Raw genomic sequence first — 21246 nt, forward strand, 5'->3', positions numbered from 1 at the left:
CGCGTGAAGTCTGTTATAATAACAGGATGAGCGCGAAAGAAAGAGAAGTGATCAAGCATGTCAAAAACAGTTGTATTAGCTGAAAAACCTTCAGTCGGCCGTGATTTAGCCCGGGTGCTGAAGTGCCATAAAAAAGGAAACGGTTATCTCGAAGGCGATCAATATATTGTGACCTGGGCTTTAGGCCATTTGGTGACGCTTGCTGATCCAGAAGGCTACGGAAAAGAATTTCAATCATGGCGCCTAGAGGATCTGCCGATTATCCCAGAACCCTTAAAGCTTGTGGTAATAAAAAAAACCGGAAAGCAGTTCAATGCAGTCAAATCCCAGCTTACCCGTAAAGACGTCAATCAGATTGTCATCGCGACTGACGCAGGCCGGGAAGGTGAGCTTGTTGCGCGCTGGATCATTGAGAAAGCGAATGTCCGAAAACCAATCAAGCGGCTGTGGATTTCATCTGTGACGGATAAAGCGATCAAGGAAGGTTTTCAAAAGCTGCGCAGCGGCAAAGAATATGAAAACCTGTACCATTCTGCCGTCGCCAGAGCGGAAGCGGATTGGATTGTGGGGATCAACGCCACCCGTGCACTTACCACAAAATTCAATGCCCAGCTCTCATGCGGGCGTGTGCAGACTCCGACGCTTGCCATGATTGCAAAGCGCGAGGCAGACATTCAAGCGTTTACGCCCGTTCCGTATTACGGCATACGTGCTGCAGTCGACGGAATGACGCTGACGTGGCAGGATAAGAAATCAAAGCAGACGAGAACGTTCAATCAAGATGTAACAAGCCGTCTGCTAAAAAATCTCCAAGGAAAGCAAGCGGTCGTAGCTGAGCTGAAAAAAACAGCGAAAAAAAGCTTTGCGCCTGCGCTTTATGATTTAACGGAGCTGCAGCGTGACGCCCACAAGCGCTTCGGTTTTTCTGCTAAAGAAACGCTTTCTGTCCTGCAAAAGCTATATGAGCAGCATAAGCTCGTCACATATCCGCGGACGGACTCTAGATTTTTATCCAGTGACATCGTCCCGACGTTAAAAGACCGTCTGGAAGGCATGGAAGTAAAACCGTATGCCCAGTATGTCAGCCAAATTAAAAAACGCGGCATTAAATCTCATAAAGGATATGTCAATGACGCGAAGGTGTCAGACCACCACGCGATTATCCCGACCGAAGAGCCGCTCGTTCTCAGCAGCCTGAGTGATAAAGAACGAAAGCTGTATGACCTGATTGCGAAACGTTTCCTGGCTGTATTAATGCCTGCATTCGAATATGAGGAAACAAAGGTCATCGCAGAAATCGGCGGAGAAACCTTTACGGCGAAAGGCAAAACCGTGCAGTCGCAAGGGTGGAAAGCCGTTTATGATATGGCGGATGAGGATGATGAGCAGGAGGATGATAGAGACCAGACCCTTCCTGCGCTTCAAAAAGGCGACACACTTGCCGTCCGCACGTTAACGGAAACAAGCGGCCAAACGAAGCCGCCTGCCCGCTTTAACGAAGGGACCTTGCTGTCAGCGATGGAAAACCCAAGCGCATTTATGCAGGGAGAAGAAAAAGACCTCGTCAAAACGCTTGGAGAAACAGGCGGCCTCGGCACGGTGGCAACGCGTGCCGACATTATTGAAAAACTGTTCAACAGCTTTTTAATCGAGAAAAAAGGCCAAGATATTTTTATCACATCTAAAGGAAAACAGCTCCTGCAGCTTGTTCCGGAGGATCTGAAATCACCGGCCTTAACAGCAGAATGGGAGCAAAAGCTGTCTGCGATCGCGGCCGGCAAATTGAAATCGGCTGTTTTTATTAAAGATATGAAGGCTTACGCTCACCAAACGGTAAAAGAAATCAAAAACAGCAGCCAAACCTTCCGACATGACAATATCACGGGAACGGCATGTCCGGAATGCGGCAAAATGATGCTGAAAGTAAACGGCAAACGCGGGACGATGCTCGTGTGCCAAGATCGTGAATGCGGAAGCAGAAAAACGATTGCCCGAAAAACAAACGCACGCTGCCCGAACTGCCATAAAAGAATGGAGCTTCGCGGCCAAGGCGAGGGCCAAACCTTTGCGTGTGTGTGCGGTCACCGTGAAAAGCTCTCTGTATTTGAAAAACGAAAAAACAAAGACAAAGCGCGTGCTACCAAACGGGACGTATCCTCTTATATGAAAAAACAAAATAAAGATGAGCCGATTAACAACGCGCTGGCAGAACAGCTGAAAAAACTTGGTTTGGATAAATAATAAAAAAACCTGTGCATATCGCACAGGTTTTTCTATTGGACTTAGGTCCTGTTTTTTTAATGTCCAAAAAGGGAAAAAAAAGCTAGCAATCTGCATTTTTTTCTTTTATAGTAAATGTACTTTGTAACGTGGCAGTCATATTTTCGTCTATAACTATTTGTGAGCGTCTGATTTGCTTCAGGCGACAAAGGGGGATTTGCCTGTGAGGCATGTACTAATTGCTGTCATCTTATTCTTCTTATCTATCGGACTTTCCGCAGGGTGTGCTGAAGCTGGAAACAAGACCCAAAATCAGTCGGCGACAGAAGTGAAAGTCAGCCCGCTCCAGCCGGCGGAATATTTCATCTATCACAATTTAATGAATGACCAAGGGCTGATCAAAACCGATTTTTCAGACCAGCCTTCTTACTTGTCGGAATCTCTCGGCCTGTGGATGGAGTTTCTGCTCAGCAAAAATGACGCACCGCATTTCCAGGATCAATATCAGCATCTGACTGATTCATTTCTGATGAGCAATCACTTGGTGACGTGGAAGATTCAAAATGGCCAAGCGAGCGGGACGAATGCGCTGATAGATGATATGAGAATTATGCTGTCTCTTGACCAAGCCGCCGCAAAATGGGGCCGCAGCGACTACGCGCAAACGGCTAGGGATATCGGCACGTCTTTGAAGACATACAATATGAACAATGGGTTATTTACAGACTATTACGACTCACAGGCCGCTTCAAAGGATGTGACGCTTTCATACGTCATGCCTGACGCCTTAGCTGTCTTAAAGAAGAATGGAATCATAGACGAAGACACAGAACAGCGGAATGCCAATGTTCTCTATTCAGCTCCTTTAAAAAATGGCTTTCTGCCGAAAACATACAGCTCGGAGACGAAGGAATACACATACGACAGTGAAATCAACCTGATTGATCAGCTTTACACTGCTTGGCATTTGCCGGAAGGGGATGAAAAAGCATCTGTTTTAGCGGACTGGATCAAGCAGGAATTTCAGAAAAACGGAAAGCTGTACGGGCGGTATTCGGCAGATACGAAGGAGCCTGCCGTCCAATATGAGTCTCCATCCGTATATGCATTAGCCGTATTGTTTTTGACAAAACAGCATGAAAACAGTTCTGTCATCAAAGCCATATATGACAGAATGAATGACTTTGAAATTCATGATCCGGTGAAATCGTATTATGGAGGCTATATGAGCGGCACTCAGACGCATTCATTTGACAATCTGCTGCCGCTGTTAGCCGAAAGGAAGCTTTTTAATGAAAATATCATTCAGTGAATCACAAAAATTATTTGCTTATTTTTCAGGGCTCATCGCGGCCCTGTCTCTGTTTATTTATTATGTGTCAGCCCAGCAAGCGGAAGGTGCTCTGATCCTTTGCATCACATTTGTCGTCATCGCCGCAGGCATCTGGTTCGGCCCGATTTACGCGCTGGCAGTGACCTTAATCGTACTCTTTGTTCTCGGCACCTTAATGATGTTTTTCCAGACTGGACAGACATCGCTCTTTCCGGCTGAGGAAGGGCTGCGAATGCTTGTCGTGTGGGGAATCGCGCTTTTGCTGTTTTCTTTTATTTCTGGACGAATCCACGATATTACGGCAGAGCTTCGGCGCTCAATGACACGGCTTCAATCCGAAATCAAAAGCTTTGTTGCTGTTGACAGAGTGACCGGTTTTGATAACAAGCAAAGGATGAAGCTGGAACTTTCAGAAGAAATCAAGCGGGCGGAGCGCTATGGCAATTCTTTTGTGTTTTTGCTGCTCCATATGCATTATTTCAAAGAGTTTAAGTCTTTGTATGGTGAAAAAGAAACGGACCGCCTCTTCCAATATGTCGGTCAGCAAATCAGGACAAGCGTTCGGGAAACGGATAAGAAATTCCGTCCCTCTGACGAGCGTATCGGGATCGTGCTGACGCACACGCCTGCTGAACATATGCCGGCCGTTCTGACCAAGCTGAAGAAACAATTGGATACATATCAGCTGGAAAATGGAAAGTATGTGTCGCTTACGTTCCACGTTTGCTATTTGCCCTACCGCAACGATATCCAAACAGCTGATCAATTTTTAGAAGAACTGGAAAACGAGATGATGATGAATGAACTATAAAGGAATCACATTGCTATGCGTCATGATGCTTCTATTTTCAGCTATTGCGTCTTTTCCCGTTTCTGCGCAAGCGAAAGATCAGGATGCCGGCATTCTCATCATCTACTCAACCTTGGACGGCAAAGAGTCGTCACAAGTCAAAATGCTCGATTTGCTTGCGGGCCACTTTACATCCCATGTGACAGTCAAAAAAGATTCAGACGTTGAAGCGTCGGATTTCAAAGGGAAAGACCATGTGATTTATTACGGCCAAACGAAAAGAAAGCTCAGCAAAAAATTGCTGTCTCTTATCAGCGGCGTAAAAAAACCGGTTGTCGCCATTGGCTATAACGCAGGCCAAATCAGCCAATTTTCTGGGCTTTCATTAGCCCGCAAAGAAAATGTGTTTCAGGTTCACAGCAGGTCAGAAAAGGCCGATGTGTCTCTGGAAAGCGGGCTTAACGTGCTGAGTGTATCAGGCCTGAAAGGAACGGCGCTTTACACCTTCAAAGCGGATGAAGGCACAACGCATTCTTTTATATGGAAAACAAAAAAAGGGAATGTGTACATTGGATTAACAAATTTGTTAAATGACAATTTGATCGTGGCGAAACAGCTCAGAGAAGCTTTCGGAGAGAAGGCGGGGACGACGTTATTGTATTTGCGTCTCGAGGATATCAGCCCGATGTCTGATGAAAAACTGCTGCTTCAAGCCGGTACATACCTGCATAAGCGGCATATTCCTTTTATCCTGGCGGTCATTCCGGTTTACTTGAATCCGGAAACAGGCGACAAAGTGTATTTGTCTGATCAACCGAAGATGGTCAAGGTGCTGAAGAAGCTGCAAAGCATGGGCGGCAGTATCATAGTTCACGGCTATACTCACGCTTATCGCTACAGTGAAACAGGAGAGGGATTTGAATTTTGGGATGCAAAGGCGGATCAGCCGATTACATCCGGAAATGCCGAAGACCCCCCATCCATTTTGGAGAAAGAACAGGACTTCCCGAACGAACAAGCCTATCACAGCTATCTTGAACCATTTCGGGAAAAGGAAGAAACGTATACAAAACAAAAACTGACGCGTGCCATTGAGGATTTGACATCATCGGGTCTTTACCCGCTGGCGTTTGAAGCGCCGCATTACACGATGTCCGAATATGGCTATCAAATCGCCTCGCAGTATTTTACAAGCATTTTCGGCCAGGTCCAGCTCAGCAGCACAACATGGAAAACATCCGGTGCACCTCCGTTTGTGACTGCTCCTTCGATGTTGCACGGAATGACGCTTTATCCGGAAACGATCGGCTTTGTCGACACATCAAAGCAAAACCCGCTCGGTGAGATGGAGGAGCGCATCTCCCAGATGATTGATTTTGAAGGCGGAGTAGCCGGAGGATTTTATCACCCGTACCTTGGGATGAAATATCTGCCTGAGCTGGTTGATCAGATGGAACGCATTCCAGACAGTGAATGGCTTGATTTAAAGAAAACGAAACAAACCGTCAAAACAGACAAAGTGGAAATTCATACAAGCGGTGACGGAACGATTCAGGTGAAAAACGGTGTAAGCCCCATTGACGAGTTTTTCGATCATCACCGGCAAACCCCTCTGGAAAAGGCGTTATGGATTCTCTCCGCTGTTGTGCTCTTATTTGTCATCATGTTTGTCAGTTATACGTTTTACTTGAGAGCCACATTGAAAAAACGAATTTTTAAGGAGAGAAGAAGCCTTGGGTAATACGCTGTTCTTTATCTCGCTAAGTTTAATATGGGTTATGCTTCTCTACCACATGTTCCTCATGCAGGGCGGGTTTCGCCACTATATGACCTTCGAACGGAATATCCCAAAGTGGAGAGAAAACATGAAGGAACTGCCGAAGGTCAGCGTCCTTATCCCGGCGCATAACGAAGAGGTTGTGATTCGGCAGACGCTGAAGGCCATGGTCAACCTTTATTATCCGAAGGACCGGCTGGAGATTATCGTCGTTAACGATAATTCATCAGACCGGACGGGTGATATCGTCAATGAATTTTCCGAGAAATACGATTTTATCAAAATGGTGATTACGAAGCCGCCAAATGCAGGAAAAGGAAAATCCTCTGCACTTAACTCAGGTTTTGCCGAATCAAACGGCGATGTGATCTGTGTGTATGACGCCGACAACACGCCTGAGAAAATGGCCGTGTATTACCTCGTGCTCGGCCTGATGAATGACGAAAAGGCAGGCGCCGTGGTAGGGAAATTCCGCGTCATCAATGCAGCGAAGACGCTGCTGACGAGGTTTATTAATATCGAAACGATCTGTTTTCAGTGGATGGCCCAGGGAGGCAGATGGAAGTGGTTCAAAATCGCCACGATCCCAGGCACCAACTTCGCGATCCGCAGAAGCATTATCGAAAAGCTCGGAGGCTGGGATGACAAAGCGCTCGCTGAGGACACTGAACTGACCATCCGGGTATATAATCTCGGCTATCACATCCGCTTTTTCCCTGCCGCCATCACGTGGGAGCAGGAACCTGAAACATGGAAGGTATGGTGGCGCCAGCGCACCCGATGGGCGCGCGGCAATCAATATGTCGTGCTCAAATTTTTGGCGCAGTTTTTTAAGCTGAAACGAAAACGGATTATCTTTGATTTGTTTTATTTTTTCTTTACGTACTTCCTGTTTTTCTTTGGCGTGATCATGTCGAATACGATTTTTGTTGTGAATTTGTTTTATGATTTGCATTTATCGGTTGGATTTTTGGCAATGATTCTCTGGATTTTGGCATTTTTCTTATTTATGACAGAGGTCATGATTACGTTGAGCATTGAAAAAACAGAAATGAACAAGCAAAACTTTTTTATCGTATTTCTCATGTACTTCACATACTCGCAGGCATGGATTGTGCTTGTTATCTACTCTTTATTTGTAGAAATCAAGCACCGTTTATTCAAGCAAGAGGTCAAATGGTACAAGACAGAACGATACAATCAACATAAAAGCGGGTGACCTTTTTGAAACAAATAATGATTTTTCTCACAAGCTTCATGCTGCTGGCGATGACTGGACAAACGGCTCTTGCCAAAGACGTACAGGTCAGCGGTTCGCTCCTCGGGAAAAGCAGCCAAGAACAAGCCAAACAGCAGGTGCTTACAAGCGAGCTGATTACACTGTATGGATCAAAAGACAGCGCAGAGCTGACGTATCAGATCCCGGCAGGCGCTTCTTCAGGCAATCAGCAATTGGTAATCGAATACGAGGCATCAAATCTTTTAATTTCTCCATCATCGTTAACGGCTATCATTGATGATGAACCGGTCAAGACGTTAAAGCTTGATGGTGATTCCAAACGGAAAACAGTGAAGCTGAATTTGAATAAAAGCCAGTCTGCGCAAGGCTATCACAACGTATCGTTGAAATTCTACGGCGTAATGAAAGAGGGCGTGTGCGTCAGACAGGATACATCAGGCAACTGGATCAAAATTTATCCGGACAGCCGGCTGACACTTGCTGACAGCAGTGAAGCGAAGGGAACGTCGCTGGACCATTATCCGTATCCTTTCGCCCAATCTGGAAATACAGCGGAAGAAACAGCCATCGTCATTCCGGATCACCCAAGTTCAGCAGAAATAGAAGCTGCTGTTAAAACAGAAGGCTATTTGAAAACGGTGGACAGCAGTGTCAGTATTGCGTATGTCACGGAATCTGAACTGAAAAAAATCGATAAGCCGACGATTGTTATCGGCGTGGACAAGCATTGGAACGGCAAAGTGAAAAACCTGTTGAAACAAGCCGGGCTACAGGCAAAAGGAGAAAACCTTCTGCTTGCGGAGCGGGTGCTGAAAGCAGAGGGCAAACAGCAGCCGGTTCTGTTTGCGCAAGCGGCGTCCGAGGACGCGCTCACTAAAAAAATCAGCGTGATGACAGATCAGACATATACAGGCCAGCTCAGCGGCGATACACTTTCAATCAGCAAGCTTCAGCAGACTGAAAAAAAAGAAAGCGATAAGCTGACCCTTGAGAATTTTGGAGCGGGCGATATCACAATTGGAGCCGACAAAACATCTTCAGCACATTATTTTTATCCGGCTTCGGCTGTTTTAGATGAAAACCAATTGGCGAAGCTGTCGCTTAAACTGAAAAAGTCTGAAACGATTCAAGCCTCAACGGCTGAAAACGAGTCAGCCTCTCAGGCCGCAGAACTGAAAGTGATGATCAACGGCCAGCCGCACTCGGTCCGGCTTGATGAATTAGGAAAAGAAGATAAAAACGGATTCTATCATGTCACAGTGAAAGTGGACCCTAAGCTGCTGCAAAAAAACCGCTACATTGATATTCAGTTCGTCACGACCGGTTTAAAGGAAAACAACCCTTGCAACACCACTGATGAAGAAAAGTGGGTTTTTATCGATAAAAACAGTACATTATCATACGCCATCAAAGGCATGTCTCCGTCAGCGGATTTTCAAGAGTGGCCGCTGCCTTACGCCGGAAACCAGGATCAAACAACGTTAATCGTGCTTCCTGACACCGTAAGCCAATCGAAGCTAGAGGAGCTTTCTCTCGTGACGGAATCCTTTGGCAGCGAAGCACAGCATTCATATACGGTAAAGAAATCATCTGACGTTACAGCAAATGATGCGAAAGGACGAAACCTCATTTTCATAGGAGGGATCAATCAATTTTCTCTTCTGAAGGAGAAATCATCAGATCTGCTTGTGCCGCAGGAAAAGAACGGATCGTTTGATGTATCTGGTTTCGAGATGCTGAATGAGACGACAAAACAAGTGGTATTTACCCAAGCATCGGTTTGGGATTCACGCTATACAATGGCTGTCTTTGCACCGTTAAAAGGAGATGGCGCGGCTGTCACAAAAGAGATCATCAGTTATCTGAACAGCAACGATGAGTCAGCAACCGTCCTTAATGAAACAAACAGCCAGCAGGTGTTTACAAACCACCAGCAGCTCAAATCGGAAACAAACAGTTCCGATGCAGAACAACTAACACAGGATCATAGCCAGAAATGGATGTATATTGGTGTGCTGGCACTCATTATGGTGATTGCGGCAGTGTTCATTTGGATTGCCGTAAGACGCAGAAAAAGAAAGACAGATACAGAATAAAACAGAGGCGATTTTAGCCTCTGTTTTTTTATTTTTGGTAAGTAAATTCCATTTGTGGAACCTGTCATTTTATTTTTTTCTCTCAGCCAATAAGCCTCTTTACAACGTGCGGGAACGGGAGTATGATCTCTTTTAGAAAACAAATCGCTTAATCTGAAATCAGAGCGGGGGACCCAATAGAACGGCTTTTTGCCGTTGGGGTGAATCCTTTTTAGGTAGGGCTAACTCTCATATGCCCGAATCCGTCAGCTAACCTCGTAAGCGTTCGTGAGAGGAGATGAATGAAACCTGTGTTCGATGTTATGGCACAGGGGCATCCGTTTGCCTCTGTGTTTTTTGTTGTTCATTTTTGAATGCAAATCGCATACAGAGACATCATAGCAGAAAGGACTATCAACAACATGTGAGAGCAAGACACTGATGTTTTATTGTTTTAATTGAAAAATGAGAAATTAAAAGGGGAAGACATCGATGTATCATTCAATCAAACGTTTTTTGATTGGGAAACCACTAAAATCCCAAGCAGCTGGAGAGCAAAAACTGACGAAATTAAAAGCCTTGGCTATGCTTTCCTCAGATGCGCTGTCATCTGTTGCATATGGGACAGAACAAATTCTAATCATTTTGGCAACAATCAGTGCTGCCGCATTTTGGTACTCCATTCCGATTGCGGTTGGCGTTCTCATATTACTGCTCGCACTGATTCTTTCATACAGGCAAATTATTTACGCTTATCCGCAGGGCGGCGGGGCGTATATCGTTTCTAAAGAAAATCTCGGTGAAAAACCGGGATTGATTGCGGGCGGTTCATTGCTTGTTGATTATATTTTAACAGTAGCGGTAAGTATTTCCGCAGGCACGGACGCCATCACGTCAGCCTTTCCTGCATTGCATGATTATCATGTGCCGATCGCTATTTTTCTCGTGTTAGTGATTATGATTTTGAACCTGCGCGGTCTTTCGGAATCGGCATCCATTCTTGCCTACCCGGTTTATCTGTTTGTGGTGGCGCTTTTGGTTCTCATTGCAGTCGGGTTGTTTAAACTTATGACAGGACAAATAGACCAGCCAGCCCATCATACACCGCTGGGCACACCTGTAGCCGGCATTACGCTGTTTTTGCTGCTTAAGGCTTTTTCCTCCGGATGCTCAGCGTTGACCGGGGTTGAGGCCATTTCTAACGCGATTCCTGCATTCAAAAACCCGCCTGCGCGAAACGCGGCAAGAACGCTTGCGATGATGGGGATTTTGCTGGCGATTCTGTTCTCCGGCATCACGGTGCTCGCGTACGGGTATGGTACGGCGCCGAAGCCTGATGAAACAGTGGTTTCACAAATTGCGTCCGAAACCTTCGGACGGAATGTGTTCTACTATGTCATCCAAGGTGTCACATCGCTTATTTTGGTTCTTGCGGCAAATACGGGATTTTCAGCCTTCCCGCAGCTTGCCTTCAACCTGGCGAGAGACCAGTATATGCCGCGAATGTTTACAGTCAGGGGCGACCGCTTAGGCTTCTCAAATGGGATTATCTTTTTAGGCTTTGCCTCCATTGTTCTCATTATCTTATTCGGAGGACAGACGGAGCACTTAATCCCGTTATATGCTGTGGGCGTATTTATTCCATTTACGCTTTCACAAACCGGCATGTGCATGAAATGGATCAAGCAAAAACCAAAAGGCTGGATCGGAAAAATGCTGATCAACTCCTGCGGTGCTCTGATATCGTTTATGGTTCTATCCATTCTGTTTGTGACGAAGTTTAATGTCGTATGGCCTGTGTTAATCTTTATGCCTATCGTCGTTTTGCTGTTTTTTGCGATTAAAAATCACTATACAGCGGTTGGTGAACAGCTTCGCATCGTAGACAAAGAGCCGGAAGAAATCAAAGGCACCGTTGTGATTGTGCCTGTGGCCGGTGTCACCACCGTCGTGCAAAAATCGATTCACTATGCGAAATCACTGTCCGATCAAGTGATCGCCGTTCACGTGTCATTTGACAGAGAACAGGAAAAGAAATTCGAAAAACGCTGGGAAGAGCTTAATAACGGCGTGCGTCTCGTTACGCTTCACTCCTCGTACAGAAGCCTTGTCCATCCGTTTGATAAGTTTTTGGAAACAGTTGAGGCAAAAGCGAAGAAGGAGCAGTTTTCCGTTATGGTGCTGTTTCCGCAATTTATAACGAAAAAACGCTGGCACACCATCCTTCACAACCAATCGGCCTTCCTCCTCAGAGTCCGGCTGTTCTGGAAAAAGGACATAATGGTTGCCACACTGCCGTATCATTTTAAAAAGTAAAGCTCTAGGACCAAGGGAATTACCTTGGTCCTTTTTTGCGGGAAAAGGAGGTATGGCGGTGTATACACAAGGTGCTTTTGTGATCGTATTGAACGAAAGTCAGCAAATTCTGCTGGTGAAACGAAAAGATGTCCCTCTATGGGATTTGCCGGGCGGCAAGGTTGATCCCGGGGAATCGGCTGAGGAAGCGGCAGTGCGGGAGGTATTGGAAGAAACGGGATACAATGCAGCGCTTTCTGCGAAAATAGGTGTTTACCAAAGGCCAAAGTTTCAAGATGAACAGCATAAGTTTTTCGGAAGCATAACAGGCGGACAAGCAGTGGCTGACGGCACAGAGACAGCGGGATTAAAGTGGGTTTCCCCGGGGCGTTTGCCGCTTTTTATGGTGCCGAATCGAAAAAGGCAGATCAATGATTTCAAGAACGGCGCTCAAGATGTAAATGTCACCGTTAAGGATAGAGGGTTGCTCGCGGCGATCGACCTGTTGAAAAGAAGACTTGGCAAGTGATTCAGGTCTCCGGGTTTTAAAGCCTTTCTCCTGTGGTATTGAAAAAAGGAAAAAGGAGGATACGTTATGGCACATAAAACTGCAGGACAAGTAATGACAGAGCTGCTTGAGCAATGGGGAGTTGATCATGTATACGGCATCCCCGGAGACAGTATAAATGAGTTTATTGAAGAATTAAGACACGAAAGAAATCAACTGAAGTTCATTCAAACCCGCCACGAAGAGGTAGCGGCACTGGCAGCCGCAGCTGAAGCAAAACTCACCGGCAAGATCGGAGTCTGTCTGTCAATCGCAGGGCCGGGAGCGGTGCACTTATTAAATGGTTTATATGATGCAAAAGCGGACGGCGCCCCTGTGCTGGCGATTGCAGGACAGGTTTCTTCTGGCGAAGTCGGACGGGACTATTTCCAGGAGATTAAGCTGGAGCAAATGTTTGAGGACGTGGCTGTGTTCAACAGAGAGGTACATAGCGCAGAATCACTTCCGGATCTCTTAAATCAGGCGATCAGGACCGCCTACAGCAAAAAAGGCGTTGCGGTATTGAGCGTGTCAGATGATTTGTTTGCGGAGAAAATCAAACGGGAACCCGTGTATACTTCACCGGTGTATATTGAAGGGAACCTTGAACCGAAAAAAGAACAGCTCGTCACCTGCGCCCAATATATTAATAACGCTAAGAAACCGATTATCCTGGCAGGGCAGGGAATGAAAAAGGCGAAACGGGAGCTCTTAGAATTTGCGGACAAAGCCGCCGCTCCGATCGTTGTTACACTCCCGGCAAAAGGTGTCGTTCCCGATAAGCACCCGCATTTTCTCGGCAACCTCGGGCAGATCGGAACAAAGCCGGCTTACGAGGCAATGGAGGAATGTGATTTATTAATCATGCTCGGAACATCATTCCCGTACCGTGATTATTTGCCTGATGACACGCCGGCAATCCAGCTCGATTCAGACCCGGCAAAAATCGGAAAACGGTATCCGGTGACAGCGGGCCTTGTCTGCGATTCGGCTCTCGGTCTGCGCGAATTGACAGAGTATATTGAACGCAAGGAAGACAGAAGATTCCTGAATGCCTGCACAGAACATATGCAGCATTGGTGGAACGAAATTGAAAAAGATGAGACAGAGGCAACAACACCGCTTAAACCTCAGCAGGTCGTGGCCCGTCTTCAGGAAGCGGCAGCCGATGATGCGGTGCTCTCTGTCGATGTCGGCACTGTGACAGTCTGGATGGCGCGTCATTTCAAAATGAACGCGAACCAGGATTTCATCGTCTCCAGCTGGCTTGCGACAATGGGCTGCGGCCTGCCGGGAGCGATCGCCGCAAGCTTGTCCGAACCGGAACGCCAGGCGATCGCCGTCTGTGGTGACGGGGGATTTTCCATGGTCATGCAGGATCTTCCGACCGCTGTCAAATATAAGCTCCCGATCACAGTCGTCATTTTAAACAACGAAAATCTTGGCATGATTGAGTACGAGCAGCAGGTCAAAGGCAATATCGACTATGTCACAAAACTTCAAAATGTCGACTATGCCGCATTTGCAGAAAGCTGCGGAGCAAAGGGCATCAAAGTGACTAAAGCGGAAGAGCTTGCGCCGGCATTCCATGAGGCGCTGCACTCTGACCAACCTGTTGTTGTGGATGTCATGATTGGAAACGAACCGCCGCTTCCTGGCAAAATCACCTACGGGCAGGCGAAAGGCTTTAGCAAGTACATGCTGAAAAACTTCTTCGAAAACCAAAAATTTGAAATGCCGTCACTGAAGAAAAGTTTGAAACGGTTATTCTAAAAAAACAGAGGCCCCAAAAGGCCTCTGTTTTTTGTTGGAAACAAACGTATTTTCAGCTATAACATGTTTGAATTCATAAAATGATCGGTGTATGTATTAGGAACTGATTTCGCCATACTCGAAACAGACAAAAGGGCAAATGCATCTTGTTTCAAAGGAAGATGCATTTGTCCTTGCATGCTTATTCTTATCAAATCTTACAGAGCTCTTCTCAGTATAGGGTTATTTCTCTTTTTTCTTCAGCCCGAAAAAGAAAGGAAAAGCAGAACCGACCAAGAAGGTGCCGAATAAAAACATGCCACCGATAAACACGTGAAAATTTGTGTGTCCGGCTGTAAACGCGGTGATCAAGGAAATGACACTGAGCACGATCATGGCAATGCCGGGCGCGACTCTCATTTTCCCCTTGGATTTATAGGCAGCGACAGAACATATAATGCCGATGACAATAGGAACAATCCACAAATAAAACAAAATAAATACTGACATCATCAAAACTCCGATTTTTCTTCTATCATAACAAATTTCTGTCAAAAAGGGTATCAATGAGCTTTTGCGAAAAAATAAAAACCGGCTTTAGAAGCCGGTTTTTTTATCGAAACGTATCTACAATTAAAAACACATTCAAAGCAACGATCAATACAGCAATCAGCCAAGACACCACTGTGACCCATTTGGCGTTGATCAGAGATCCCATGATCCGTTTATTGCTTGTAAACATAATAAGCGGAATGAGGGCAAAGGCGATCCCGAAGGACAGCACGACCTGGCTCAGTACGAGAGCGGTCGTCGGATTAACACCTGACGCGATGATCAAGATCGGCGGAATGATCGTGATAAAACGCCGTACATACAGCGGAATGCGGTAGTTGATAAATCCTTGCATAATCACGTCGCCTGAAAGTGTGCCGACAGACGAACTGGATAGACCGGCAACGAGCAGCCCGATCCCGAACAAAGCCGCAGACATAGGGCTGACAAGATGTCCGAATTGCTGAAATGCGACGTCGAGATCCTCAACAAACAGGCCGTTTTTGAAGAATAATGCGGCAGCCACAATCAGCATACTTGCATTAATAGCCCCTGCAATCAGCATCGCTATTAAAATATCAATAAATTCAAACCTAAAGATTTTTTTCCGTTCTGCATCAGTTTTGCCAACCACCCGCCGCTGTGTAAGGGCAGAGTGTAAATAAATGGCGTGCGGCATAACAGTTGCGCCAAGAATACCCGCTGCAAGAAGCACACTGTCGGTGCCATGAAACGCCGGGACAAAAAGGCCCTTCATCACTGACACGGCATCAGGTTTTGCGAAAAAGGTTTGCAGCGCAAAGGCGATCACGACCACAAACAGCATACCGGCAATACCGGCTTCAAGTGAGCGATAACCGCGGCGCTGAAGCTCCAATATCGCGAAAGAACCGATCGCAGCTATAATAGACGCTTCAAGCATCGGAATGCCGAACAGCAAATACAGTCCCAGAGCCGCTCCGATAAATTCCGCCAGATCAGTAGCGATAATGACCAGCTCGCCCTGAATCCACAATCCGATCGAGACAGGCTTCGGGAATTCTTCACGGGCAACCTCAGGCAAATTTTTGCCTGTCGCAATACCGAGTTTGGCGGATAGGGATTGAATTAAAAGGGCCATGATATTAGAAAATAAGATCACCCATAAGAGCATATATCCGTATTTAGAACCCGCCGAAATATTCGTTGCGAAGTTGCCGGGATCAATATAGGCAATGGCTGCTATAAAAGCAGGGCCGAGAAAAGGGAGCAGCCCTCTGAATCCTCTGATTTTCCCGTCAAGCGCATCTTGGACGGCTTTGGAACGGGGAGATTGTGCTGTGATGTCCTTGTTCATCATGTCTCACCTGAATTCTGTTTGTTTTTGCCGTACAACAAAGAGTTTCCTTGAGGCAAATTATTTTATCTACATCATATGACCATCCCGGTTTCTTGTCAACCGAAAATGTTCAAAATACACTTCTGAATTTTTCCCTGTTATGTAACATGATATGTAGGGATTCGAGATAAGGTCCCATATAAAAAGACACCGTTTCAGTTCGAAACGATGCCTTCTGTATCTAATGAGTCTAGGCTTCCTTCCGCAGCCCGCGGAATATAAGGCCCAGCAAGAATACGAAGATGGCTGCCCCGATGATGGCCGGGAAAATAGCAAAGCCGGCGAGGCTCGGTCCCCATGTGCCAAGAAGTCCGTGCCCAATCCAAGCGCCGATCAGCCCGGCAATCATAGAGCCGAAAATTCCTCCCGGCAGCCGGTTTCCTACAATGGCGCTCCCAATTAATCCGATAACAATAGCAACAACTAATGAAACCAAAAAGCTAAGCATCATGATCACCTCTCATAAATGATTTACCAATCAATAACCGCTACTGATCATTTCGAAACACTTAAAAGCATATTCCTTTATGATCCTGTTTTAATCTTTCTCTGCACACTGCCGTCAGCTAAATGAACAATGACCTCAGTGCCTTTATGCGCCGCGATTTCCTTTGCCCGTTCAATCGCTTCTTTCTTTGTATCCTTGATTTCAGACACGCGTTTGGCGCCCTCGGCTTTGACTGCCCAGCCTTTTTTATGCTTAATAACATGTTCTGCTTTGTTCATGAGCTCGGGGCCGCTGCCGCTGCTTGGATCAGCATCGCGTTCTGTCTCATCATCATGCGTCAGGAAATCATCAATTTCATCTGTAGAGGCGTTTTCCGCCCATTCCTTCGCTTTGCTTGTCGCAATTGGAATCGCGCGCCCTTCCTCATAGCCTTCATCAATCATCGCATTCGCAATGTCTATCGCCTTTTTTCTCACCGGCTTCTCAAGGTTTTTTAATGAAGCAGGATAATCCTTCATCGACCAAGGCATGTCCATCACTCCTTTTCCTTTTATAAAAATGGTACCCGCAGGTGAAAAATAAAAACGCATCCGAAAAAATGAAGGTATACTATATAGTAGAAAAAACGGAAGGGAAGTGCGGATTGGGTGCCAACAGAACGAAAAGAAGACTTACATCAGCAATTAAAAGAGATAGAGAAATGGGAAAAAGATCAGCAAAAAGTCTGGTTTTGGGAAAAGCTCAGCCGTCTCCCGTTTCAGCTGCTGGACAAGCTGACACCGGAATTCATCCAGAAAAAGATCGGCAAGCTCTTGGATGAGGTCGGCAGCTTTGTTCAAACAGGCGGACAGTACCTGACATCTGAAAAACAGATTATCAGGATGTTTCAAAAGAGACTGCCGGAGGAGATCTTTGAATCGCTGGAGGACATCCGGAAAGCTCCTCTTCCTGTCATGGATGAAATTGCGGAAGGAATGGGCAAAAACAGAACCAACGCAGCAACCGTTCAAGGCGCGACAACCGGTGTGGGCGGCGTGTTTACGCTGGCGGCAGACATTCCGGCAGTGCTTGGCTTATCACTAAAAACATTACAGGATATCGCAGTCGCATACGGCTATGACCCAAAGGAGAAAAAAGAACGCGTCTTCATTGTGAAATGCCTGCAGCTGACGTCGGCTGATGTTGTCGGCAAAAGATCGATTTTGCAGGAATTAAAACACTACGATCAAGACCGTACATATAAGAATGTCGCTTCTCAAATCCAAGGCTGGCGAGAAGTCGTTTTGGGCTATCGAGACACGTTTGGCTGGAAAAAACTTTTCCAGATGGTGCCGGTTGCCGGAATGGTTTTTGGCGCCGCTGCCAATCGCTCAACATTAAACGACATTACCGAGACAGGCATGATGCTGTACAAAAAGAGGCGCATTCTTGAACGACTGAAAGAAACAGAACGAGAGATGGAATAGCAGAAAGCAGACGGACACCGCGATCCGCCTGCTTTTTTTAGTGGAAACATACCCAATGTGTTTTGTTTGTTTAAAAGAATTGTGAGCGGGAATACAACAACCAACACCAATTAAAGGAGGAATTCAAAATGGCAGACAATAACAAAATGAGCAGAGAAGAAGCAGGTAGAAAAGGCGGAGAAACAACAAGCAAGAACCATGACAAAGAATTCTATCAAGAGATTGGTCAAAAAGGCGGAGAAGCCACTAGCAAAAACCATGACAAAGAATTCTATCAAGAAATCGGCGAAAAAGGCGGAGAAGCCACTAGCAAGAACCATGACAAAGAGTTCTATCAAGAAATCGGTGAAAAAGGCGGAGAAGCCACTAGCGAAAATCATGATAAAGAATTCTATCAAGAAATCGGCCGAAAAGGCGGAGAGGCAACAAGCAAAAATCATGATAAAGAATTCTACCAAGAAATTGGCTCAAAAGGCGGAAACGCCCGCAACAACGACTAATCAAAAGCATAAAGGCAGACAACCTGTAAATAAAAAAGCGATCCGGCACATCAGCTGGATCGCTTTTTTTGGAATCTTCTCAATTTATGCCGCTATTGCGATACAATAAGTGAAAAAGGGGTTTTCGCTAATGTCCAAGATGCAAAACTTGCTCGCCATCGCAAATGAAGTCAAAGAAAAGCACGCCAATTTTTCAATCTCAGAGGTCAACGACCACTGCGTGCGCCTTGCGGTGTTTACGGGAGAATATGACTGGCACCATCACCCTGACTCAGACGAATTGTTTATTGTTCTTGAAGGGGAGCTGCTGATCGATTTTAAGGACAAAGAAACCGCGGTGCTCAAAGCAAATGACAGCCTGCTGATCCCGAAAGGCACGGTTCACCGCACACGCTCTTACGTCAGAACGGTAAATCTCTGTGTGGAGCATAAACAAGCCGAAACCGTCCTCATAGAGGAGCAGCCATGCTAATCAAAAAGATGATATGTGAAGTAGACGCTACAAACGCTGAAGCATTTGCAAAAGCGCAGTTACAGTGGGGAGCATTATCGTATATAAGCGGCTTTATCAAACAGGCCGGCGGCTGGCGAAAAACGATAGACGAGCCGCTCACCGCAGAAATCATCAGTGTATGGGAAAACAGAGAAGCCTATGATCATTTTATGGAGAACGAACATGACAGCATATACGAGGAAAACGATCAGAAGGCTGTAATTCTTTCGATAGAGGTGACGGTGTACGAAGAGGATAAACCGTTCGTACACGATCTGTTGCATAACCCTGATATCCGGTACGAACCAGACTGGACGGTTCTGAAGGCATAATCAAAGCCCAAAACATCATGTTTTGGGCTTGTCTCTTTACTCGCGTCCCGGAAGTGTATTATGAACAAAAGGCGGTGCTGGTTTTAACTCCGGTTTTTCTCCAAACGTTTTTGCTTCTTTCACATATTCAAAGGCTTCTCCGTCCGGCGCTTTTTCATTCAGCCAGTTTTGCTCGGCGCTTTCTTCGCCTTCAGAGAAATTGATAAGCTGATGTGAGAACTCTTGTTTTTCGAGCGCTTTCGGGAATGTACCCGGCACAACCGGACCTTCCTGTGCTTCTAATTCTTTAATGGCGGCAAGCCATTGGTTCTGGTGCATCGTGTCACGCGCCAGCAGGAAGCTGAGCATATCTTTGACGCCTTTGTCATCCGTCATTTCAAACAGGCGTGCGACCTGCAGACGGCCCTGAGATTCCGCATTCAGGTTGGCGCGGAAGTCTGCCAACAGGTTTCCGCTTGCTACGATATAACCGCCGCTCCAAGGTACGCCTGTACTGCTTTCCGGCATGGCGCCAAGTCCTGATACAATCGCATGGTGAGGGTTCATGCCGCCTAGGATGGAGCCGATGACCGGATCTTCAGCAGCTTTTTCCTGCTGATCAAGAGGGGCATCCTCAAGAAGTCTGGCAATCATCGTTGCGATCATTTCAACATGCCCGAGCTCCTCAGTTGCAGTATCCATCAGCAAGTCCTTGTATTTTTCATTTCCTCTTGTGTTCCAGCCTTGAAATAAGTACTGCATGGCAACTGAAATTTCTCCGAATTGCCCGCCTAAAATTTCTTGCATTTTTTTAGCGAATAATGGATCTGGACGATCTGGTTTAGCAGGATGCTGCAGCATTTTTGTGTGCTTAAACATGTACCCATCTCCTTTTTCGTTTATCTCTTTTTATATTTCCGATCGATAGAAAGATAAACGAAAAACAGCGTATCGAGATGGGAACTATGAATCTTTTCGCAGCTCCAACAGTTCCCGGATCAGCTCCCGGCCAAAGATGGGCTCATACTGCCGGTAAACAGGGTCAAGACGCTTCATCCATTCTTGTTTCTCTTTATCTGACAGCTCATAAATATGTATAGCAGAATTCTTTTTGATTTCTTCCAGCTGCTCCTTGTTCATTTGTTCGGCATACGTTTCATTCCACTCCGTTGTCTCCTTCATCGCTTCAGTCAAAATGCGTCTTGTTTCTGGTGTTTGCGCCTTCCAGAAGTGTTCATCAGTCATGACAGCGTAGCCGAGATAACCGTGGCTGCTTATTGTCAAATAGTCCTGAACATTATAAAATTTTTTAGAATAGATGTTTGAAATTGTATTTTCTTCGCCATCGACTACATTGTTTTCTAACAGCTGAAAGGTAGAATTGAAGGATTCCTGATGAGGTGTTGCGCCAAGCAGCTTGAACTGATCCTCAATCACATCGCTTTGCATAATGCGCAGATCCTGCCCTTTTAAGTCATCCGGTGTTTTGACCGGCCCTTGATTTGTTGTGATTTGCTTAAAGCCGTTCGTCCAATAGGCCAATCCTTTCAATTGGTTTTTCTTTAGAGAATCAAACAGCTGTGTGCCGATGCTTCCGTTCAGCCCTTTTTTGACGGCGTTGTAATCTGTAAATGCATACGGCAGATCCAGCACTCCCCATTCAGGCGAGAGCATGCCGAGCTTCGATGTGGAGGGGGCGATAAATTGAACATCGCCGTTTTGCAATGCTTCAATTTCTTCAATGTCCGAGTACAGGCTTCCATTCGGAAATACTTCTATTTTTATTTTTCCGCCTGATTTTTCGTTCACCAGATCAGCGAATTTATTGGCGGCCAGCCCTTTTGGCGTATTTTCAGCAACCACGTGGCTGAATTTAAACACGATTTGATCCTGCAGGCCTTCCTGGTCGTCATCATAAACAATCTTTTTATTGCCGGTATGATCATGGAATCCGATAAATAAAGCGGTTGCAATTCCAGCGATCATCAGTGCGAGACATGCAAGCAAACTCTTCATGAAAAGCCCTCCCCTATGTTAAGGATAATGGGGGCTATGACATTCGTAAAGAC

At 46.0% G+C, this 21246-nt stretch carries 20 protein-coding genes and 1 riboswitch; of the genes, 13 read left to right on the forward strand and 7 right to left on the reverse strand.

The window, feature by feature from the left end:
* Positions 1-57: 57 nt before the first annotated feature.
* From M1D65_RS02365 to M1D65_RS02405, 9 genes are all read left to right on the forward strand, one after another.
* Entirely contained in the window at positions 58-2241 is a 2184-nt protein-coding gene (locus M1D65_RS02365) for a DNA topoisomerase III (RefSeq protein WP_038827751.1), read from the forward strand.
* 202 nt (positions 2242-2443) lie between these two features.
* Complete coding sequence (locus M1D65_RS02370; protein WP_064671960.1) at positions 2444-3532, forward strand: hypothetical protein; 1089 nt, start codon at positions 2444-2446, stop codon at positions 3530-3532.
* Complete coding sequence (gene epsK / locus M1D65_RS02375) at positions 3513-4364, forward strand: cyclic-di-GMP receptor EpsK (protein WP_120027786.1); 852 nt, start codon at positions 3513-3515, stop codon at positions 4362-4364. Before M1D65_RS02370 ends, epsK begins: the two co-directional genes overlap by 20 nt.
* A gap of 10 nt (positions 4365-4374) precedes the next feature.
* Positions 4375-6084, forward strand: a complete 1710-nt coding sequence (locus M1D65_RS02380) for a DUF2334 domain-containing protein (RefSeq protein WP_456270865.1) — start codon at positions 4375-4377, stop codon at positions 6082-6084.
* Complete coding sequence (locus tag M1D65_RS02385; protein WP_014475851.1) at positions 6077-7339, forward strand: glycosyltransferase family 2 protein; 1263 nt, start codon at positions 6077-6079, stop codon at positions 7337-7339. Before M1D65_RS02380 ends, M1D65_RS02385 begins: the two co-directional genes overlap by 8 nt.
* A gap of 5 nt (positions 7340-7344) precedes the next feature.
* Positions 7345-9456, forward strand: a complete 2112-nt coding sequence (locus M1D65_RS02390) for a cellulose biosynthesis cyclic di-GMP-binding regulatory protein BcsB (RefSeq protein ID WP_172861430.1) — start codon at positions 7345-7347, stop codon at positions 9454-9456.
* A gap of 135 nt (positions 9457-9591) precedes the next feature.
* Positions 9592-9735: riboswitch (cyclic di-AMP (ydaO/yuaA leader) on the forward strand.
* Between the two features lie 192 nt (positions 9736-9927).
* A complete protein-coding gene (gene kimA, locus M1D65_RS02395) occupies positions 9928-11751 on the forward strand; it encodes a potassium transporter KimA (protein WP_021481720.1) in 1824 nt (607 codons plus the stop codon).
* Between the two features lie 58 nt (positions 11752-11809).
* On the forward strand, positions 11810-12259 hold the full coding sequence (mutT, locus tag M1D65_RS02400) for an 8-oxo-dGTP diphosphatase MutT (protein ID WP_172861431.1): 450 nt from the start codon (positions 11810-11812) through the stop codon (positions 12257-12259).
* A 66-nt stretch (positions 12260-12325) separates the two neighbouring features.
* Positions 12326-14050, forward strand: coding sequence for a pyruvate oxidase (locus M1D65_RS02405; protein WP_021481718.1), 1725 nt, complete (start codon positions 12326-12328; stop codon positions 14048-14050).
* 56 nt (positions 14051-14106) lie between these two features.
* Here M1D65_RS02405 and M1D65_RS02410 read toward each other — a convergent pair whose 3' ends face one another.
* From M1D65_RS02410 to M1D65_RS02430, 5 genes are all read right to left on the reverse strand, one after another.
* Entirely contained in the window at positions 14107-14244 is a 138-nt protein-coding gene (locus M1D65_RS02410) for a hypothetical protein (protein WP_064671965.1), read from the reverse strand.
* Positions 14245-14272: 28 nt separating this feature from the next.
* Positions 14273-14539 (reverse strand): hypothetical protein, encoded by a 267-nt coding sequence (locus tag M1D65_RS02415; protein ID WP_064671966.1) that lies wholly within the window; start codon positions 14537-14539, stop codon positions 14273-14275.
* 103 nt (positions 14540-14642) lie between these two features.
* On the reverse strand, positions 14643-15920 hold the full coding sequence (locus tag M1D65_RS02420) for an Nramp family divalent metal transporter (RefSeq protein ID WP_032680356.1): 1278 nt from the start codon (positions 15918-15920) through the stop codon (positions 14643-14645).
* A 229-nt stretch (positions 15921-16149) separates the two neighbouring features.
* Entirely contained in the window at positions 16150-16407 is a 258-nt protein-coding gene (locus M1D65_RS02425) for a GlsB/YeaQ/YmgE family stress response membrane protein (RefSeq protein WP_003246519.1), read from the reverse strand.
* A 77-nt stretch (positions 16408-16484) separates the two neighbouring features.
* Positions 16485-16937, reverse strand: coding sequence for a DUF2188 domain-containing protein (locus M1D65_RS02430; RefSeq protein WP_003246574.1), 453 nt, complete (start codon positions 16935-16937; stop codon positions 16485-16487).
* A 117-nt stretch (positions 16938-17054) separates the two neighbouring features.
* Here M1D65_RS02430 and M1D65_RS02435 point away from each other — a divergent pair, with 117 nt between their 5' ends.
* From M1D65_RS02435 to M1D65_RS02450, 4 genes are all read left to right on the forward strand, one after another.
* A complete protein-coding gene (locus M1D65_RS02435) occupies positions 17055-17873 on the forward strand; it encodes an EcsC family protein (RefSeq protein WP_456270754.1) in 819 nt (272 codons plus the stop codon).
* 128 nt (positions 17874-18001) lie between these two features.
* Positions 18002-18373, forward strand: a complete 372-nt coding sequence (gene gsiB, locus M1D65_RS02440) for a glucose starvation-inducible protein GsiB (RefSeq protein ID WP_003246542.1) — start codon at positions 18002-18004, stop codon at positions 18371-18373.
* 130 nt (positions 18374-18503) lie between these two features.
* Positions 18504-18845 (forward strand): cupin domain-containing protein, encoded by a 342-nt coding sequence (locus M1D65_RS02445; protein WP_326153853.1) that lies wholly within the window; start codon positions 18504-18506, stop codon positions 18843-18845.
* Entirely contained in the window at positions 18839-19198 is a 360-nt protein-coding gene (locus M1D65_RS02450; RefSeq protein WP_456270755.1) for a YdbC family protein, read from the forward strand. The genes M1D65_RS02445 and M1D65_RS02450 overlap by 7 nt, the downstream gene beginning before the upstream one ends.
* Before the next feature lie 36 nt (positions 19199-19234).
* On the opposite strand, the gene M1D65_RS02455 is transcribed toward M1D65_RS02450, so the two are convergent.
* Both M1D65_RS02455 and dctB read right to left on the reverse strand, forming a co-directional pair.
* Positions 19235-20056, reverse strand: coding sequence for a manganese catalase family protein (locus M1D65_RS02455; protein WP_015715268.1), 822 nt, complete (start codon positions 20054-20056; stop codon positions 19235-19237).
* An 84-nt stretch (positions 20057-20140) separates the two neighbouring features.
* Complete coding sequence (dctB, locus tag M1D65_RS02460; protein WP_003234350.1) at positions 20141-21193, reverse strand: C4-dicarboxylate TRAP transporter substrate-binding protein DctB; 1053 nt, start codon at positions 21191-21193, stop codon at positions 20141-20143.
* Positions 21194-21246 lie beyond the last annotated feature (53 nt).

The sequence above is a fragment of the Bacillus sp. JZ39 genome, assembly GCF_053903145.1.

Excerpts from the sequence above, each read along its gene's own strand:
- gsiB (WP_003246542.1), top strand. The coding sequence starts at position 18,002 with ATGGCAGACAATAACAAAATGAGCAGAGAAGAAGCAGGTAGAAAAGGC.
- M1D65_RS02455 (WP_015715268.1), bottom strand. The coding sequence starts at position 20,056 with ATGTTTAAGCACACAAAAATGCTGCAGCATCCTGCTAAACCAGATCGT.
- M1D65_RS02425 (WP_003246519.1), bottom strand. The coding sequence starts at position 16,407 with ATGCTTAGCTTTTTGGTTTCATTAGTTGTTGCTATTGTTATCGGATTA.
- M1D65_RS02445 (WP_326153853.1), top strand. The coding sequence starts at position 18,504 with ATGTCCAAGATGCAAAACTTGCTCGCCATCGCAAATGAAGTCAAAGAA.
- M1D65_RS02365 (WP_038827751.1), top strand. The coding sequence starts at position 58 with ATGTCAAAAACAGTTGTATTAGCTGAAAAACCTTCAGTCGGCCGTGAT.
- M1D65_RS02430 (WP_003246574.1), bottom strand. The coding sequence starts at position 16,937 with ATGCCTTGGTCGATGAAGGATTATCCTGCTTCATTAAAAAACCTTGAG.
- M1D65_RS02450 (WP_456270755.1), top strand. The coding sequence starts at position 18,839 with ATGCTAATCAAAAAGATGATATGTGAAGTAGACGCTACAAACGCTGAA.
- dctB (WP_003234350.1), bottom strand. The coding sequence starts at position 21,193 with ATGAAGAGTTTGCTTGCATGTCTCGCACTGATGATCGCTGGAATTGCA.
- M1D65_RS02405 (WP_021481718.1), top strand. The coding sequence starts at position 12,326 with ATGGCACATAAAACTGCAGGACAAGTAATGACAGAGCTGCTTGAGCAA.
- M1D65_RS02415 (WP_064671966.1), bottom strand. The coding sequence starts at position 14,539 with ATGTCAGTATTTATTTTGTTTTATTTGTGGATTGTTCCTATTGTCATC.
- M1D65_RS02420 (WP_032680356.1), bottom strand. The coding sequence starts at position 15,920 with ATGATGAACAAGGACATCACAGCACAATCTCCCCGTTCCAAAGCCGTC.
- kimA (WP_021481720.1), top strand. The coding sequence starts at position 9,928 with ATGTATCATTCAATCAAACGTTTTTTGATTGGGAAACCACTAAAATCC.
- epsK (WP_120027786.1), top strand. The coding sequence starts at position 3,513 with ATGAAAATATCATTCAGTGAATCACAAAAATTATTTGCTTATTTTTCA.